Origin of the sequence: Pontibacter sp. HSC-36F09 (genome assembly GCF_024171605.1) — a bacterium.
Lineage (GTDB): Bacteria > Bacteroidota > Bacteroidia > Cytophagales > Hymenobacteraceae > Pontibacter.
The window spans coordinates 144,088-161,110 of sequence record NZ_JALKAA010000004.1 but is presented as its reverse complement, the minus strand read 5'-3'; the positions used below and the strand labels follow the sequence as shown (position 1 = coordinate 161,110).

Below are 17,023 nucleotides of genomic sequence, written 5' to 3'. Positions count from 1 at the left end.
GTTTGATTAGCTCAGAATAGCGCTGAGTTGCCTGTGCAGATGATGGTAAACGGGGAGGATGTTTAGTTGATGGGAAAGGTCGGCTCCGCTTCCTGCTTCGGTCTTTTCGTCGAGCACCGTCAAGCTGCCCATGCTCGCTTGCATGCGGTAGCCGTAAAGCACCAATTCGTTCAGCAGTTCGTCGGTTTGCCAGTTGAGCATGGCCAGCGCCTCCGGGTCGAAGCTGTCGATGTGCAGGCCTACCAGGTAAGCACCGCCTTTTGTTCCCGGCCCAACCACCATGCGGCCGGTGCTGAGTGCCTCCTGTGCCAGTACGAGTTCCTTTGAGGTCAGGTCCACACAGTCGGCGCCGATACAGATAACGCGCTGGTAACCCATGGAAAACACTTCCTGAAAGGCATTGGCCAGGCGCTCTCCGAAATTGCTTCCCTCCTGCCGCTCCGGGTATATGACCACCAGCGGAATACCGGACCCTTTGGCCACAAACAAGGTATGCTGCAACAGCAGATCGGCCGCCTGCTGGTTCAGTTCGGGACCCTGCTCCTCTGTGAACGTTTTATAGCGAACCTGTTGCTCAGGAGTCTGGGCAAACAGTAAAATGACGGTATCGTGTTGAGGCGTATCCAAGAAGGAAGAGTTAAATCAGAGCGTTTTCCGATTAGCCTAAAAACCTTTCGTTGCTCTAATGAGAGGCAATTTAATAAGAAACCGGCTATATAAAAGGGAATAATTGCGAAAGAAGTAACAATATCCGCAAAATACCGCAAATAGAACTTTATCGACACTTTATTTAACCATCTATTTATAAGATCGTTTCCTGCGGCGGCACAAATGGCCCGGCTTCCGTATATTTACAACACATCCCAGATTTTAAAAAATGGCTATACAGACTATAAACCCCGCGACGAACGAAGTTATCAAAACATTTCAGGCCCATACGGCTGACCAGGTAGAACAGAAATTGAAAGCGGCCGACATCGCCTTCCAGCAATGGAAAAACATCGGTTTCGAGGAAAGGGCGCGCCTGATGAATCGCTGCGCTGAGATTCTGGAGCAGGAAGCTGAAAAGTATGGGCGTATCATTACGCTGGAAATGGGTAAGCCCGTCAAGGACTCCGTTGCCGAAGTACAGAAGTGCGCCAAGGTTTGCCGCTACTACGCAGATAATGCCGCTGATTTCCTCAAAGATGAAGAAGTCGAATCCGGAGCCAGCCGCAGCCTGATCGCCTATGAACCGCTGGGTGTGGTGCTCGCCGTCATGCCCTGGAATTTTCCGTTCTGGCAGGTCTTCCGTTTTCTGGCCCCTGCCCTGATGGCCGGCAATGTGGGCGTGCTCAAACATGCTTCCAACGTGCCGCAGTGCGCCCTGGCTATTGAAGAAATTATACACAAAGCCGGCTTCCCGAAAGACGTCTTCCATACCTTGCTGGTGGAGTCAAAGGCAGTAGATGCGATCATCGAGAATCCCATCGTAAAGGCTGTAACCCTGACCGGCAGCGAAGGAGCAGGCTCCAAAGTAGCCGAAAAAGCGGGCAGTGAGATCAAAAAGACCGTGTTAGAGTTAGGCGGCAGCGACCCTTTTATCATTCTGGAGGATGCAGACCTGGAAGAGGCTTCTTCCGTGGCGGTCAAGTCGCGCATGGTAAACACAGGACAGAGCTGCATTGCAGCCAAGCGTTTTATTGTGCTTGAAGGTATAGCCGATGCCTTTCTGGAGAAGATGAAGGAGAAGATGCAGACCCTTAAGACTGGCAACCCGCTCACCGATGATTGCGACTACGGACCGTTGGCCCGCAAAGACCTGGCCGAGGAACTGGAGCAGCAGGTACAAGAATCGGTGGAGAAAGGCGCTAAGGTAGTGCTGGAAGGCGGCCGTGAAGGCAAGGACTCCGCCTACTTCAAGCCGATGATCATCCAAAACCCTAAACCCGGATCGCCCGCCTACGAAGACGAGCTGTTCGGGCCGGTAGCGATCGTATTCGTGGTGAAAGACGAAGCAGAAGCTATCCGGATAGCCAATGACCACAGGTATGGACTGGCAGGCACCGTGTTCACCGGCGACAAAGATCGCGGCTTACGAGTGGCCCGACAGGTAGAAACCGGTGCCATGTCCGTCAACGCCATGGTCTCCTCCACTCCCGAAATGCCGTTCGGTGGTATCAAAAAATCAGGTTACGGCCGCGAACTCTCCTACATCGGCATCCGCGAGTTCACGAACCAGAAGAGTATCTTGGTGGGGTAGTTGGGATTGAGTGAGTTGGTGATGGAGTGATTGAGTGGGTTTGAGAGTTTAGAAAATACAGTCTGGAGAGTAAGTCAGATGCTAATACCGTCAAACCACAGTCTTTTTGTCATTTCGACTTTTGGGAGAAATCTGAAATATTGAGGGAGACCCGAAATAGCTCAGATCTCTCATTGCATTCGAGATGACAGTTAATGTTCATTGATTCATAAGATGTCAGATTTGGTCGCGACCTAACCGAATAATACAACGGAATTCCTCTTTGTGGGTAGGTATCCTCTACAAAGGGAGGAACAGGTTAATCGTGCACCAAACAATTTCAAAATCACTAACTCGCTCAATCACTCATTCACTCAATCACTAACCCTCACGCATACCCCACCACCTTATAAACCACAAAACCCGTTACTTCGTGAATAAGGCGATGCCAGAGCCGGAAGGCGTCGGGGTTAGGTATGAGCAATTCGTCGGGAGTATAGCGGATTTCGGAGGTATAGAAGTCGGTTGGGAAAATGTCGGTGGCTATACCTGCTTTGTCGAAACAGGCTTTGGAACGGCGCATGTGAAAGGCAGAGGTCACGAGCAGGCGGCGTTTCATTTCCGGATGCTTCTGCAACATATCGCCGGTAAAGATGGCGTTCTGGTAGGTGTTATCGCTGCGAGTCTCGATCAGGATATCTTCCTGGGGTACGCCTGCCAGTAACAGAATCTCCTGCAGCATTTCGGCCTCCGGTCGGCGGTCCAAAGCAACAGTGCCTATACCTCCTGTAATCAGAAATCTGTCCACTTTGCCCAGGCGGTAAAGTTTGAGCGGATGCAGGAAGCGGTCGGCGCCTTTGTTGGTATGTACCCGGTCTTCCGCGAAGCCGATGACCTGGGTCACACCTGTCAGGATGATGGCTACATCGTAATTTTCCACCTGTTCCAGCGGCACGCTCTCGTATTCCCAGGCACGCATGGCCACATTCGCCAGAAAAGGATTGGAAAAAACCAGCAGCAACGCGGTAGCAGAGATTAAAGTGATGCGCCGCCACTTAGGTGATCGTAGGAAAACAGCCAGCAGGAGCAATAGTGCAATCCAAATAATGGGCATCAGGAAGTACTGCAGCAGCTTAGAGAGCACAAAAAACATAGGGGTTTCAGGTATAGCAGAAGCCGCAAAGGTATAAAAGCTGCTGCACCTCTGAAAGGCTATACCTTAAAAGAACCGGCGGAACACCCAGAGCAGCAGTGAGAGCAGAATGCTGACCAGGATCATGCTGGTGATGGGCATGAAGAACTTGAAATTCTCCCGCTCCACCCGAATATCGCCGGGCAGATTGCCAAACCAGCCCAGTTTGTCGCCAGCCAGCCAGAACACCAGGCCAATCACTACAATGGCTATACCTATAATCACAATGTATTTCCCGAGTGGCTGCATGGTTTCAATATCTTAGGGTTCAACGCATGTATTTACGGCAATGCAAGTGTAGGGATTTATACCTTAAAAGCGTAAATTTGAATGTTAGAGTCACCGTAAAACACCCTATACCTTGAAAGTCTGCATTGCTGAGAAACCGAGTGTCGCGCGTGAAATAGCCAACGTGATTGGTGCCAAAACCAGAAAGGATGGCTACTACGAGGGCAACGGCTACCAGGTCACCTGGACTTTCGGCCACTTCTGCACCTTGCGTGAGCCCGACGACTACCGCCCAGAATGGAAGCGCTGGAGCCTCTACGATCTGCCTATGCTGCCGGAAAGGTATGGCATCAAGCTGATGCAGGACAAGGGCGTGGTGCAGCAGTTCAACATCATCAAAAAGCTCCTTGACAACGCCGAAGAAGTGATCAACTGCGGTGACGCCGGACAAGAGGGGGAAGTGATACAGCGCTGGGTACTCACCGAGGCCAATTACCGCAAACCCTTCAAGCGCCTCTGGATTTCCTCGCTCACCGAAGACGCCATCCGTCAGGGTTTTGCCCGGCTGCGCGAAGGGTCCGAATTCGACTCGCTCTACCAGGCCGGTAAAAGCCGCGCCATCGGCGACTGGCTTCTTGGACTGAACGCCACGCGGCTTTTCACACTCAAGTATGCGCAGGGCCGGCAGACGCTCTCCATCGGACGGGTACAGACCCCTACCCTTGCCATGATCGTGAACCGCCACCACGAGATCGCTAACTTTGTGCCGCAGGCTTACTGGGAGCTCAAAACCGTATACCGCGACACCACTTTTTCGAGCACCAACGGCCGTTTTCACAAAGAGGAAGAAGGCCAGCAGATACTAGCCGCCATCCAGCAGGTTGAACTCACCATCACCGACATCGAGACCAAGAAAGGTACTGAGAGTCCGCCCAAGCTGTTTGACCTGACCTCGCTGCAGATCGAGTGTAACAACAAGCTGAGCATGTCGGCCGACGAAACACTCAAAACCATCCAGAGCCTCTACGAGAAAAAGGTGGTTTCTTACCCGCGTGTGGACACCGTGTTCCTGCCAGATGACATCTATCCAAAGATTCCGGGCATTCTGCAGGGTCTCACCAATTATCAGAACGATGTGGCGCCTTTGCTGCAGAGTAAGATCCGCAAGAGCAAAAAGGTATTCAACAACAACAAAGTAACCGATCACCACGCCATTATACCGACCGGTGCCCAAGCCAGTCTGTACGGACGTGAGGCGGATGTATACGACATCATCACGCGCCGCTTTCTGGCCGCTTTTTATCCCGACTGTATCGTGAGCAACACCACAGTTTCGGCAGAATCGGCGGGCTATACCTTCCGGGTGCGCGGCAAGCAAATTCTGGAGCCTGGCTGGCGTGTGCTCTATGGTGCTGAAGACATCAAAATCGAAAGCACCGGCAAGGACAACAAAGAAGAGGAAGAAACAGCTGGCATCCTGCCCAATTTCGAGAAAGGCGAACACGGTCCGCACGCGCCCTTGCTTGATAAGAAATGGACGAATCCACCGAAAGAGTACACCGAAGCGACCCTGTTGCGTGCTATGGAAACAGCCGGTCGCCAGATAGACGATGAGGAGCTCAAGGAAGCACTAAAAGAAAACGGCATCGGCCGACCTTCCACCCGAGCCGCCATCATCGAAACGCTGTTCAAGCGCCAATACATCCGCAAAGACAAAAAGAAGATTATACCTACCCAAATGGGCATCGACCTGATTGGGGTAATCCGTAACCAGACTCTGAAGTCGGCGGAGATGACCGGCCAGTGGGAACGCAAGCTGCGTCAGATCGAAGGTGGTTCTTTTAAGGCGGAGGCTTTTTTGCAGGAATTACAGGACTTTGTAGTAAGTCTGGTGCAGGAAGTGAAATACGACAAAGCCACCGTGACCATGGAGGCCCAACCGGAACCTGCCCCAGCCAAAGGAGAATCTGCCAAAGCTGGAAAAGAAAAAGCTACAACTAAAAAAACCAAAGCTTCTGCCGAGGCTGCTATACCTGTCAAAGGACTTGGCGCCTGCCCCGCCTGCGACGAAGGCCATATCCTGAAGGGCTCCAAAGCTTATGGTTGTATCCGCTATAAAGAAGGCTGCCGCTTTCTGATCCCGATTGAGCAGCAGGGCAAAACCCTGACCGATAAACAGATTATAGCCCTACTCGGCAAAGGAAAGACGCCCGTTATCAAAGGTTTTAAAGACGAACAGGGCAATAGTTTTGATGCCAGCCTGAAGCTGGATGGCAATAAGCAGGTGGTACTGGAGAAAGCAGTGAAAACGCCGGAGGTGGATCCTTTCGCGACCTGTCCACGGTGCAATCAAGGCAGTATGCTCAAAGGATCCAAAGCGTATGGCTGCAGTCGCTTCCGGGAGGGCTGTCAGTTTGTAGTACCTTTTGAAATGGGCGGCAAGCAACTCACCGATAAACAGATCGGCACTTTGCTCACCAAAGGTAAAACCGGTAAAATAAAAGGCTTTACGTCGGCCAAGACCGGCAACAGTTTCGATGCGGCCCTGGCCATCAATGACAACTGGCAAGTCGTATACCTGCTCAACTAACATGCCAGTCGGCTACAAGGTATAGCCGGTAGGTATAGGTCTTACTTTACCGAGAAGAGCACTTCACCAAACGAAACATTCGTTCGGTAGTCTGTGGCGTTGATCGTCAAGGTATAGTTGCCCTGTGGAAGCTCGTTGGCGCTAAGCAGCGTATCGAATTCTAGAATCTTCTTATCAGGCAAGGTAGTGAAGTTGATGTAATCCGCATCGCCATTAACAGCCCGCACCCGTACATGCAACTCCTTCACTTTGTCTTTGTCAGAGGCTGTCAATTTCACACGAAGCCCTGAGGACTTAGCAAGCACCTGATTTTTCGTTGGGTTCCGGATCGTCAGAGCAGGCTTTGAACCATCTGGCTGCAGGCTCCCCTCCTCAAACACATCTTCGCAGGCTGTGAATGAGACAACCATCACCGCTGAGGCCAGCAATTTTGTAAATTTCATAATATATCTACTAGAGAAAAAACTAAAGGCCCGCAATTTACTAAATCAGTGTAATTTATAAAAATAAAAAAATGCAAAATATACAATCCCTAAAACTAAAGCGCGCTAATACAAACCGAGCATAAACACACCTAATTACATAATTTTCAGCCATATGAAATAAACCAGCTTAGCATCTCTAAAACCAGCTGCTTTATATAATTCAATTCTCTCTATATACATAAACCTGTTTTATTAATATTTTATTACAATTTATAATTGTGCTCATTCCGTTCGTAAGCTGTGTTATACCTGTTGTGTTGGCGTCCCTATGCTCCTAACAGTTTCTTAAATAACTTATAAGCCCTACAGCCGTAAAAATTACCGGCGCACCTTTTTTAGGCATGCCTCTAATTTGTTCTTTTTTTAAAATCTAAAAATTTAATTAAAGCTATGAGAAGCTATGAAAATTCGGGTTCAAACCCATTCAATGACAACTTCAGGACTGAGAGCAGAGGCTCAGGCAGAAATTATTATTCAGGAGAGTATGACCCAACTAACCGTATGAGAGGCTCTTACAACAGGGAGTCTTCGGGCAGAAGCGGTGGCGATTTCGGCAGTGGCCGTGATAGCTACTCATCTTCTGGCTATGGCGGCACTTCCACTTACGGCCGTTCAACTGGCTCGAACTATGGTTCGGGTTCCTCTTACGGCTCAGGTTATGGCTCCGGCTCCGGTTCGTCTAATTACGGCTCGGGCTCTAGCCGCCGCTACGGCAGCAGCGATCGCGATGCCTGGGATCGTGGTTCTGACGAGGTAAAATCATGGTTCGGCGACGATGACGCAGAGCGCAGAAGAAGAATGGACGACATGCGCGACCGTAGCAGCGACAGCTATCGCTCTAACCGTGGCTACAGCGGTTCGTCTAACTACGGCGGCTCTGGGTATGGCTCGAGCTCGAACTACGGTTCAGGTTCTTCTAATTATGGATCAGGCTACGGCTCTTCGGGCAACTACGGATCAGGATCGTCTAACTATGGTTCTGGCCTTTCTTCAAACTATGGCACCGGATCAAGCCATTATGGTTCCGGTTCTTCTAACTACGGATCAGGATCATCAAACTATGGTTCCGGCTACGGAAGCGGAAGTGGAAGCAGCTATGGTTCTTCTAACTATGGAAGCAGCCGCAGCTCAAGCGACTGGGACCGCGATAGAGACAGAGACAACGAGAGAGGTTTCTTTGACCGCGCTGGCGACGAAGTAAGATCGTGGTTTGGTGACGAAGAAGCAGAACGCAGAAGAAGAATGGACGAAATGCGTGACAGAGAGCATGACAGCGACTACAGCAGCCGCTCCAGAACGCATACCAGCTACGGCAACACTTACAGTGGACCTCCGTACTCTTATGGTTCATCTTCCCGCAGAGACTACGAATGGTAAAAAGCAGATTGATGGCTTTTGAGCCGATCACCTGATTTAAACCTTTTAAGGATACGAAAAGCCCGGCCAATATTGACCGGGCTTTTTGCATGGGAAAAATAGCACAATTTATATATTTCCTCCATTGACCTGTATGCTGCTTCTCAGTAATTTCACCCCGATTAAACCAACCCCTAAAAACAGGCAATTCCTATGAAACGACTCTTACTGGTTCTCTGCTGCGTGGCGCTTATGTCAGGCACCGGTTTTGCCCAACAGCTGGGCTTTAAAGGCGGCCCTACCTATACAACCTTTAACGGCGCCGACACCGACGGTTACAAGTACAGGGTTGGGTACACAGGCGGTATATTTCTGCAAAAGCACCTTAACAACCTGATGGGCGTGCAACTGGAAGCCCTGTATACTTCCAAAGGTGCCCGCCGCGAGATATACTCTGGTAGCAACCTGCAGACAGCCGAGGTGTTCAAGCTCAACTACATCGACATTCCGGTGCTGTTCCACGTTTCGGCCAGCGGTATGTTCTTTGATCTGGGTCCGCAGGTGTCCTTCATCTACAGCGCTAGCCACGTACACGAGGCGCACTCTAGCAGTGGCGACAAGATCGTAACCACCAAGTATAACATTTCAGACAACCCCTATACTATCGACTTTGCCTATGTAGGCTCTGTGGGTTACCGTGCCACCAATGGCCTTGGTCTTGAAGTACGCTATACTGGGGGCCTGAAAAAGATAGATGACGAAGGTGCATTCGTTAACCGCGAACGACGCAACTCGGGCTTCAGCCTCATGGTAAGCTACCTGCTCGGCGGACGCTAACACTCTCTATACCATATACCTTAAAGCCCTCCCTTTCGGAGGGCTTTTTGTTTTAGGAAAGTACTATGCTCTTGAGGGCAACATCTTATTAACCTATTTATTTCGTCATCCTGAAAGTATCTTGGCAGCACCCGGCATTGACCCTACCTTCTGCTAGATTTCTTTACAATTTGCAAGCGGATCGGCAGCAGATAAACAGGACCAGACTCCCCTGCTCCATGCCAGAGCCGTTAAATTCTAGCGAATTCTCCCCTTGAGGACAAGTGAGAACGGGAGCTCTAAACTTGCGAGCGTAGCTCTCAGAGGGGTGTTCAGAGCTGTGAAGATATCCCAATACTGCCAGCTATAAGCATTCTAGCACCGAATCTACATACCTATAATCCTTTCAAGGGGATAGTTTTTAGTAGAAATGAACTGACTCCCCTGTTTGATGCAGGCTTTCTTATTGCTTCCAACGCTTGATAAGGTATAGCAAGAACTGGCTATACCTGTACTTTCCCTTCTCATCCCACCCTAAAACACAAAACCCTCACAAATGCGAGGGTTTTGTCCGATCCAGCTGAATCGGTAGGTATAGGTAGTAGTAGTTTCTTTGTTATCTTTAGAAATCTTACAGCAGGCCGTAAATGTGCTCGTATCGCTTCATACAATTTTGCTGCTCCATTACATTCAGGTCCTTCAGCAGGCCTTCATTCAGATCGTATACCAGGCCATAAAGCTTGGGCGGATTGTCTGTTTGCATGGCGTTCTGTATGATCGGGGTCTTAAATAAGTTCAGCACCTGCTCTGTAATGTTCAGCTCCACCAGGCGGCGCTGGCGCTGTTCCTCATCCTCGATGCTCATCAATTCTTGCTCGTGCAGGCGTATCACATCCTTAATGTTGCGCAGCCAGTTATCGAGCAGGCCAAACTGTTTGTTGCTGGCCGCCGCCGCTACCCCACCGCAGCCGTAGTGTCCGCATACGATGATATCTTTTACTTTCAGCACCTCTACAGCGTACTGTAGCACCGAAAGCAGGTTCATATCGGTATGCACCACCATGTTGGCGATGTTGCGGTGCACGAAAATCTCGCCCGGGCCTGTGCCGGTTACCTCATTTATCGGAATGCGACTGTCTGAGCAACCTATGTACAGGTAACGTGGCTTCTGCCCCATGGCCAGCTTGTTGAAGTAGTCCTTGTCTTCAATGAGCTTTCGCTCTACCCACTTTTTATTATTCTCAAATATCTTCTCCATAATTTTATTTATTTCTAGTGCATATCCAGCACTTTTACTTCTTCTATATTCAAAACTTCTACAAATATACCACGCTCGTGGGCTGTTTCCTTAAAAGCCTGTATCGCTTCCAGCACATCGTAGTCTATGTACTCGGAGTTAGCCCCGTCAATAATCACGTGGCTGTCATTCGGCAATCTCTCGAGTGTCAGCACAATGCTGGCTTTGTTCAGGAAAGATACGTGCTCACTTAGTTTAATGCGGATCGTTTCTTTCTCGCGGTGATCTTCCTTGTGGAAGAAGTAAGGTGACTTGTAGTTTGCCTTCAGGATAAAGAAGATGCCTACTGCCAGACCGATCAGGATACCCACCAGCAGGTCGGTAAACAGGATGGCCACGATCGTTACCACAAACGGAATAAACTGCTCGTGCCCCAGTTTGAGCTGCCCTTTGAATAGCGTTGGCTTCGTGAGCTTATAACCCACCATCAAAAGTACGGCTGCCAGCGCAGAAAGCGGCACCTGGTTCAGGAAACCCGCCAGGAAAAGCACGGCCAGCAACAGGAACACCCCATGGATAAAGGCTGACATCTTCGTTTTGCCACCCGCCGTGATATTGGCAGAGCTTCGCACGATCACGGCCGTCATCGGTATACCGCCCAGCATACCTGCAATAATGTTACCTACCCCCTGTGCCTTCAGTTCGCGGTTGTTGGGCGTGCGGCGCTTGTGCGGATCGAGCTTATCCACGGCCTCCACGCTTAGCAGGGACTCCAGACTGGCAATGATAGCGATGGTGAAGGCCACCACATAAAGCGACGGGTTAGTCAGTTGATCGAAGGCCGGGAAGCGGAGTTCATTCTGTAGCGCTCCCACACTTGTTATCTCCGGAAGGTTCACCAGGTGCGTACCGGCTATGGCCAGCTCAGGAAAATAATTGATGAACAGATAGTTTATACCTACAGAACCCACCACCACGATCAGCGCACCCGGCACCAGTTTAAACAACTTAATGCGTTTCATAAACGGCTGCTCCCACAAGATCAATACGGCCATAGAGAGGACACCGATCAACAGCGCACCCAACTGGATAGCACTGAAGGCATGGATTATACCTGAAAAGGTATTGCGCCCGTCCGGCTGGAAGAAATTCATTTCACCAAAGAAATCATCATCTGCACCCATGAAATGCGGAATCTGCTTCAAAATCAGGATCAGACCGATGGCGGCCAGCATCCCTTTTATAACCGAGGAGGGGAAATAAAGACCGATGACGCCGGCCTTCAGAAAACCAAGCGCTACCTGCAGTATACCTGCCAGCACAACCGCCAGCAAAAAGGCTTCATACGACTGCAGGGTTTCAATGCCATTGAGCACGATCACGGTTAGGCCAGCTGCCGGGCCACTCACGCTCAAGTGCGAACCACTCAGCCAGGACACAACCAAACCGCCTACCACACCAGTCACGATACCGGCAAAAAGTGGGGCGCCAGAGGCAAGTGAAATACCTAAGCAAAGCGGAAGGGCAACAAGGAAAACGACGAGGCCAGCCGGAATATCCTTTCCGAGGCTAGCTATGTAGTTTGTCTTTAGGGGGGTTTCTTTCATATAGCAAATGTTGTCAGCGAAGGCTTCCTAACTCACATCCCTGCGCCGGCCTTTGGCTGGCAGCAGGAACATAAGTCAGATACTCACCTTATGCTCACAAATGTACGGGCGAGGTATTAAGGGAAAATTAAAACCAGATTAAAAACAAATTAAAATGTGTTTTTTGCTGAAATTAGTCCGATTGCCTGCGGTAAACGCAATGTCACGATCGTTCCCTCTGCCACACGGGAGTCAATGGAAATAGTGCCTTTGTGCAGTTTTATGATGCTCTCTGTCAGCGGCAGACCAATGCCGTGGCCATTGATGTTGCGCACGTTATTCGCCCTGAAAAATGGCACAAACACGTGCAGCAGGTCTTGCGGTGCAATGCCCACGCCCTTGTCTGTTACCTGCAACACCACCTCCCGCCGGTCCGCTGAAAGTCGCACGGTGCTGTACTCCCCCTTAGGCGAGAACTTGGCCGCATTTTCCAGTACGTTCACAATGGCGATCAGCAGCAGGGCATCGTTTCCTTTCACGATCAGGCGGTCTTCGTCATCAGGGAGGTTGTCGAAATCGATATCATACAGCGCGCCCGGGTGTCGCTTCAACGCCTGCTCGTGCGCCATCCACAGCAATTCATCGAAGCGCAAATGCGCGAGCTTGATCTTGGAAGTGTCCACGCTGGCCTGGGCAATCTGCAGCAGGCCATTTGACAGCTCGGCCAGCAGACGAGCGTCTTCCAGGGTGGAGGCCAGTACCCGTTGGTACTCCTCTTTCTCACGGGGTTTCATCAGGGCCACTTCCAGTTCGCCTATCATGGCAGTGAGCGGAGTGCGTAGTTCATGAGAAGCATTAGACACAAAGGTGCTCTGCATTTCAAACGCCTTTTCCAGGCGGTCCAGCATTTTATTGAAGGTTTGGGAGAGGTGCGATAGTTCATCTTTTCCGCCTGCATTGCTAAGGCGCAGGTGCAGGTCCGAGGCGCTGATCTTCTCCACCTCGCCCACCACTTTGGTAATGGGGCGCAGTGCTTCGCGCGCAAAAGCCCAGCCAGCCAGCAGTACCACAACCATGGAGCCCAGAAAACCAACAATCAAAATAATTTTAAGATGCTGAAGTTTGCGTAAACTGTAGGCATCCACAGAAGAAGTGAATACGATAAATTCTCCTTCGTTGTCTTCGTAAAGCGTTGCCACCACCTGGCGCTCATCCTGTTCGTACTGCACCTTGCCTTCCCGCTTCACGCGTTCGAGCACCTCAGGCGCCACCTCCAGTTGCCCGTCTCCATCCGAAAAAAACAAGCTGCCGTCGTGCCGGTAAATGCTCACCTTCTCAAAAGGAAGCACCTGATAATAGCGAATTTGGTTGCTGCGACGGGCTCTCTCACTTACTTCATCTGCCTCCAGCACATGGGCGGCCGTATCGTAGGCACGCCCCTCGATGCGTTTGTAAAAATCGTCCTGCCGGTAGAGCGAAGTAAAATAATAGATCATCAGCGAGAACAGGATCAGGAGGAGGGCAAATATACCTGCAAACTGCAGGGTCAGCTTGTTTCGGATGGTCATGCGTCGTCCTCCTTGAGCACATAGCCCATACCTACCAGGGTATGGATCAGCTTACCAGGAAAGCCTTTGTCTATTTTTTTGCGCAGGAAATTGATGTATACATCAATCACATTGCTGCCGGTGTCGAAGGAGGTCTCCCACACGCTCTCTGTAATATCGACGCGGGATACCACACGCCCCCTGTTGCGCAGTAAATAATGCAGCAGGGCAAATTCTCTTGCTGTTAGGTTAATGGGCTTCCCGCCACGGGTTACGGTCTTGCTGCCCAGGTCCATTTCGAGGTCTGCGATCGAGAGTTTTTCCCCTCCCCCGTTGTCGCCTGAGCGGCGGGAAAGGGCGCGGAGCCGGGCCAGCAGTTCCTTGAACTCAAAGGGCTTGGTGAGGTAATCGTCGGCCCCGGCGTCCAGTCCGGTGATCTTGTCGTCGGTGGAGCCGAGGGCGGTAAGCATCAGGATGGGAACCTGCGTTTTTTTCTTCCGAACGGCTTGGCATACCTCCAACCCGCTCATGTGCGGCAGTATAATGTCCAGTATGATCAGGTCGTACTCGTTTTGCAGGGCCATCTTCAGGCCAAAGTTGCCGTCATAAGCCTGATCGACTTCATACGACTGCTCTTCCAATCCTTTTTTGATAAAGGAAGCTACTTTGGGTTCGTCTTCTACCAGCAGTATTCTCATAGTCCTGTCACTATTTACGTTTTTGCCGGCACAAGATACGATTTCTCAAGAACTGAGCCGTCTGCTAGTTTGCAGTTGCGCCAATATCTGTCTATTTTAGAAGAAGAAAAGCAGTTTATGGCACACGATCATCACCATCACGGAGGCCACGGCCATCACCACGCAGGTGACAACATCAGGGTGGCTTTCTTCCTCAACCTGGGCTTCACCGTGATCGAGGTGTTTGGCGGGCTTTGGATCAACAGCGTGGCCATCCTCTCGGATGCGCTGCACGACTTTGGCGACTCCCTTTCACTGGGTCTGGCCTGGTATTTTGCCCACTTATCAAGCAGGGGCAGCGATCAGCACTTCTCTTACGGGTACAAACGTTTTTCACTGCTTGGCGCGGTCATTAACTCGGTCGTGCTGTTGATTGGCTCAGGTATAGTGCTATGGGCGTCGATCCCGCGTCTGTTTAATCCGGAGCCTGTGCATGCCCCTGGTATGATCGGCTTTGCCATCCTGGGTGTGCTGGTAAACGGATTCGCGGCCCTGCGCCTTAACAAAGGGGATTCGCTGAACGAACGGGTGGCGATGCTGCACCTGCTGGAGGATGTACTGGGCTGGGCGGCCGTTCTGGTGGGTGGTATTCTGCTCTATTTCTTCGATTGGCCTATCATAGATCCCTTGCTTTCGGTACTGATCACCGGATTCATTCTCTACAACGTGGTGCGCAACCTGCGCAAAGGGCTTCAGATTCTGTTGCAGGGCACCCCCGCCAATATTAGTTTACAGGAAGTGCGCCGTCGCCTGGAGTTACTCCCTGGTATACGCTCCGTGCACGACCTGCACCTGTGGACGCTGGACGGCATCAGCCATGTACTGACCATGCACGCCGTTGTGGAAGAGAACCTGAATCTGGAGGAGGCACATGAAGTGAAACAGCGCATACGCGACACCATGCAGGACGCGCAGATAGACCACGTTACGGTAGAGTTGGAAATGCCGGGGCAGGAATGCAGCCAGGAGCACTGCACGCCCGATCTGTCTAGTTCTGGTTAAGCTGCACCGCCTGGCGTACCAGGTCGCTGAAATACTCCTCGTCTATGTCCTCAATCGTGCGCAGTTTGATGTGCGGCAACTGACCGTTGCGGCTCACCAAGCGCTTATTTGTATCGTTAAGCTCTTTTCCGCGGAAGAAACCGAAGTGCAGCCCGCTACGCGATGAGGCGAAATAGCATACAGGTCCGTAAAAGAAATAACAGGGATTTTCCCAGCGCACACACTCCTCCAGATGGGCAGCCGTCTGACTGATGATCTGGCGTACTGCCTGCGCTAACAGCTGTTTCTCAGGTGATAATTTGTCGATGTACTCATCGACCTGGTTGGTAGATATCTTGCTTCTCATACAGGGTATGTATTGGCCTTTGTGGCCAGAGCCGTTAATTTACAGCTAAATATACATATCTTTTAATATTGGAGCAAAAAATCTGATGATGTGGTTGAGTTAAAAGTGGCGCTCCTATACCTGTCGTTCCCTGTTTGCAGGTTGTCACGCTCATCTTTTGATACTACTTATACCTGAGCATGAGGCTTATACCATTTCAAGGTGCTGCAGCAGCCTTCCTTCCAGTTCATCGAGCTGGCAAAAGCCACTGGTGAGCAATTCAGGCCCCATACCGCCTTCCATGTACACGCTCGGCAGATTCTTGACGCCCAGCATCTCCACAAACTCAAACTCCTTTTCGGTTTCGTCGATGATCTCGTCGGCCTCAAACAAAGTATAGAACAGGTTTTCCTGGATGCCAAAGGGACGCACCACATGGGCCAGCACCTGCGGGTCTGCCATGTTAAGGGCATCGGCGTAGAAGGCTGAGTGCAGTGCCCGAAGCACTTCGAGCGTGAGGGCAGGCCTTAGTCGGCGCACCACATGCAGGGCACGGCAGGCGGGCTCGGTGTCGTATACAAAATCTTCCTGCAGGAAAAGGCCATAATTGAAGGGGAGGCTGGTGCGCTCCTGCACCCGGTGCCAACTCACGGCCAGTCGCTCCTTCTGCTCCCGAGAGATAGGCTCCCGGGCATACGGGTTCAGCCCAGCGGCTACCACCTCTACCGTCAGCCGACCGTGCCAGAGGGCGCGCAAACGACGGATAACATGCGTGAAGCCGTAGCACCAGGCGCACATCGGGTCGGTTACATACAGCAAAACCGGGTTATAAGGACTGTTGACCATAGGTAAATTCTACGTTTCCTTAGAGGTTGTACACCAATGCAGGTTGTTAGGTTCAGGTATAGATCATCTTTACGGTCATACCGCCGTCTACCACCAAGTGTTGCCCCGTAATAAAACCAGCTTTCGCAGAACACAGAAAGAGCGCTGCTTCGGCAATGTCCTGCGGCTCCCCCACCCGACCGACCGGGTGCTGTTCCTTATCCTCGCGGGTATGCTGCGGTTCGTAACGCTCCTTTTCTTTTTGCCAGTTCCCGGTCTCAATCCAGCCTGGCGCGATGGCATTCACCCGAATACGATCCGGCGCCAGGCTAACGGCCAGGGAATGCGTGAGCGCCTCGAGTCCGCCTTTGGAGGCTGAATAGGCAAAGGTATCGGGCTCTGACATGAAAGCGCGCGTGCTCGTGATGTTAAGGATGGCAGGATGTTTTGCTTTGCGCAACAGCGGCAGGGCGTATTTAGCGCAGAGCATTGGTCCGCGCAGGTTCACAGCCAGCATCCGGTCGAAATCCGACATCAGCAATTCATCCAGCTTGCCAGCAAAAGGATCGGCTATACCTGCGTTATTTACCAATACATCCAGACGGCCGTGTTTGTCCTGCACTTTTTCCATCAGGGCAACGACCTCCTGCTCAACGCTTACATCGCCAGGTATAAAGGTAGCCCGCAGTTGCTGGTCCCGCAAACGCTGCAAGGCTTCACCTCCCGCTTCCTCGTCTGCATCCGTGAGCACAACCCAAGCACCCGCCTGCCCGAAGGCCTGCGCTATACCTAAGCCTATACCTTGCGCACCGCCAGTTACCAGCACGACTTTGTCTTTGTAATCCCCTGTGGCCATATTTTCTTTGATGATCTGAT

At 51.3% G+C, this 17,023-nt stretch carries 16 protein-coding genes; 5 read left to right on the top strand and 11 right to left on the bottom strand.

Annotated elements, in window-relative coordinates; genetic code table 11:
* Positions 1-6 precede the first annotated feature (6 nt).
* Complete coding sequence (locus tag L1278_RS13640) at positions 7-627, bottom strand: DUF2064 domain-containing protein (RefSeq protein ID WP_253405331.1); 621 nt, start codon at positions 625-627, stop codon at positions 7-9.
* Between the two features lie 250 nt (positions 628-877).
* Here L1278_RS13640 and L1278_RS13635 point away from each other — a divergent pair, with 250 nt between their 5' ends.
* A complete protein-coding gene (locus L1278_RS13635; protein WP_253405330.1) occupies positions 878-2,242 on the top strand; it encodes an NAD-dependent succinate-semialdehyde dehydrogenase in 1,365 nt (454 codons plus the stop codon).
* Between the two features lie 367 nt (positions 2,243-2,609).
* Here the strand turns inward: L1278_RS13635 and L1278_RS13630 are convergent, their stop codons facing one another.
* Both L1278_RS13630 and L1278_RS13625 read right to left on the bottom strand, forming a co-directional pair.
* Positions 2,610-3,374, bottom strand: a complete 765-nt coding sequence (locus tag L1278_RS13630) for a YdcF family protein (RefSeq protein WP_253405329.1) — start codon at positions 3,372-3,374, stop codon at positions 2,610-2,612.
* A 66-nt stretch (positions 3,375-3,440) separates the two neighbouring features.
* Complete coding sequence (locus L1278_RS13625) at positions 3,441-3,662, bottom strand: DUF2905 domain-containing protein (RefSeq protein ID WP_253405328.1); 222 nt, start codon at positions 3,660-3,662, stop codon at positions 3,441-3,443.
* Positions 3,663-3,774: 112 nt separating this feature from the next.
* On the opposite strand from L1278_RS13625, the gene L1278_RS13620 reads away from it, so the two are divergent.
* Positions 3,775-6,231: a type IA DNA topoisomerase gene (locus L1278_RS13620; protein ID WP_253405326.1), complete on the top strand. Its 2,457-nt coding sequence runs from the start codon at positions 3,775-3,777 to the stop codon at positions 6,229-6,231.
* Between the two features lie 41 nt (positions 6,232-6,272).
* Here the strand turns inward: L1278_RS13620 and L1278_RS13615 are convergent, their stop codons facing one another.
* Positions 6,273-6,674 carry a hypothetical protein gene (locus tag L1278_RS13615; RefSeq protein ID WP_253405325.1) on the bottom strand — a complete coding sequence of 134 codons (402 nt, stop codon included), beginning with the start codon at positions 6,672-6,674 and terminating at the stop codon, positions 6,273-6,275.
* Positions 6,675-7,106: 432 nt separating this feature from the next.
* Here L1278_RS13615 and L1278_RS13610 point away from each other — a divergent pair, with 432 nt between their 5' ends.
* Positions 7,107-8,093 (top strand): SWFGD domain-containing protein, encoded by a 987-nt coding sequence (locus L1278_RS13610; RefSeq protein WP_253405324.1) that lies wholly within the window; start codon positions 7,107-7,109, stop codon positions 8,091-8,093.
* A 192-nt stretch (positions 8,094-8,285) separates the two neighbouring features.
* On the top strand, positions 8,286-8,909 hold the full coding sequence (locus tag L1278_RS13605; protein WP_253405322.1) for a porin family protein: 624 nt from the start codon (positions 8,286-8,288) through the stop codon (positions 8,907-8,909).
* A gap of 610 nt (positions 8,910-9,519) precedes the next feature.
* On the opposite strand, the gene L1278_RS13600 is transcribed toward L1278_RS13605, so the two are convergent.
* The 4 genes from L1278_RS13600 to L1278_RS13585 form a co-directional block, all read right to left on the bottom strand.
* Positions 9,520-10,146, bottom strand: coding sequence for a carbonic anhydrase (locus L1278_RS13600; RefSeq protein WP_253405320.1), 627 nt, complete (start codon positions 10,144-10,146; stop codon positions 9,520-9,522).
* Positions 10,147-10,160: 14 nt separating this feature from the next.
* Positions 10,161-11,732 carry a SulP family inorganic anion transporter gene (locus tag L1278_RS13595; protein ID WP_253405319.1) on the bottom strand — a complete coding sequence of 524 codons (1,572 nt, stop codon included), beginning with the start codon at positions 11,730-11,732 and terminating at the stop codon, positions 10,161-10,163.
* Positions 11,733-11,881: 149 nt separating this feature from the next.
* Entirely contained in the window at positions 11,882-13,279 is a 1,398-nt protein-coding gene (locus tag L1278_RS13590; RefSeq protein WP_253405318.1) for an ATP-binding protein, read from the bottom strand.
* Positions 13,276-13,956, bottom strand: a complete 681-nt coding sequence (locus L1278_RS13585; RefSeq protein ID WP_253405317.1) for a response regulator transcription factor — start codon at positions 13,954-13,956, stop codon at positions 13,276-13,278. The genes L1278_RS13590 and L1278_RS13585 overlap by 4 nt, the downstream gene beginning before the upstream one ends.
* A 117-nt stretch (positions 13,957-14,073) precedes the next feature.
* Between L1278_RS13585 and L1278_RS13580 the strand changes: the two genes are divergently transcribed.
* Positions 14,074-14,997 carry a cation diffusion facilitator family transporter gene (locus L1278_RS13580; RefSeq protein ID WP_253405316.1) on the top strand — a complete coding sequence of 308 codons (924 nt, stop codon included), beginning with the start codon at positions 14,074-14,076 and terminating at the stop codon, positions 14,995-14,997.
* Here L1278_RS13580 and L1278_RS13575 read toward each other — a convergent pair.
* The 3 genes from L1278_RS13575 to L1278_RS13565 form a co-directional block, all read right to left on the bottom strand.
* Positions 14,984-15,343, bottom strand: coding sequence for a DUF1801 domain-containing protein (locus L1278_RS13575; RefSeq protein ID WP_253405315.1), 360 nt, complete (start codon positions 15,341-15,343; stop codon positions 14,984-14,986). The genes L1278_RS13580 and L1278_RS13575 overlap by 14 nt on opposite strands.
* Before the next feature lie 186 nt (positions 15,344-15,529).
* Entirely contained in the window at positions 15,530-16,168 is a 639-nt protein-coding gene (locus tag L1278_RS13570; RefSeq protein WP_253405314.1) for a DsbA family protein, read from the bottom strand.
* Between the two features lie 52 nt (positions 16,169-16,220).
* Entirely contained in the window at positions 16,221-17,003 is a 783-nt protein-coding gene (locus tag L1278_RS13565) for an SDR family NAD(P)-dependent oxidoreductase (RefSeq protein ID WP_253405312.1), read from the bottom strand.
* Positions 17,004-17,023: the final 20 nt, after the last annotated feature.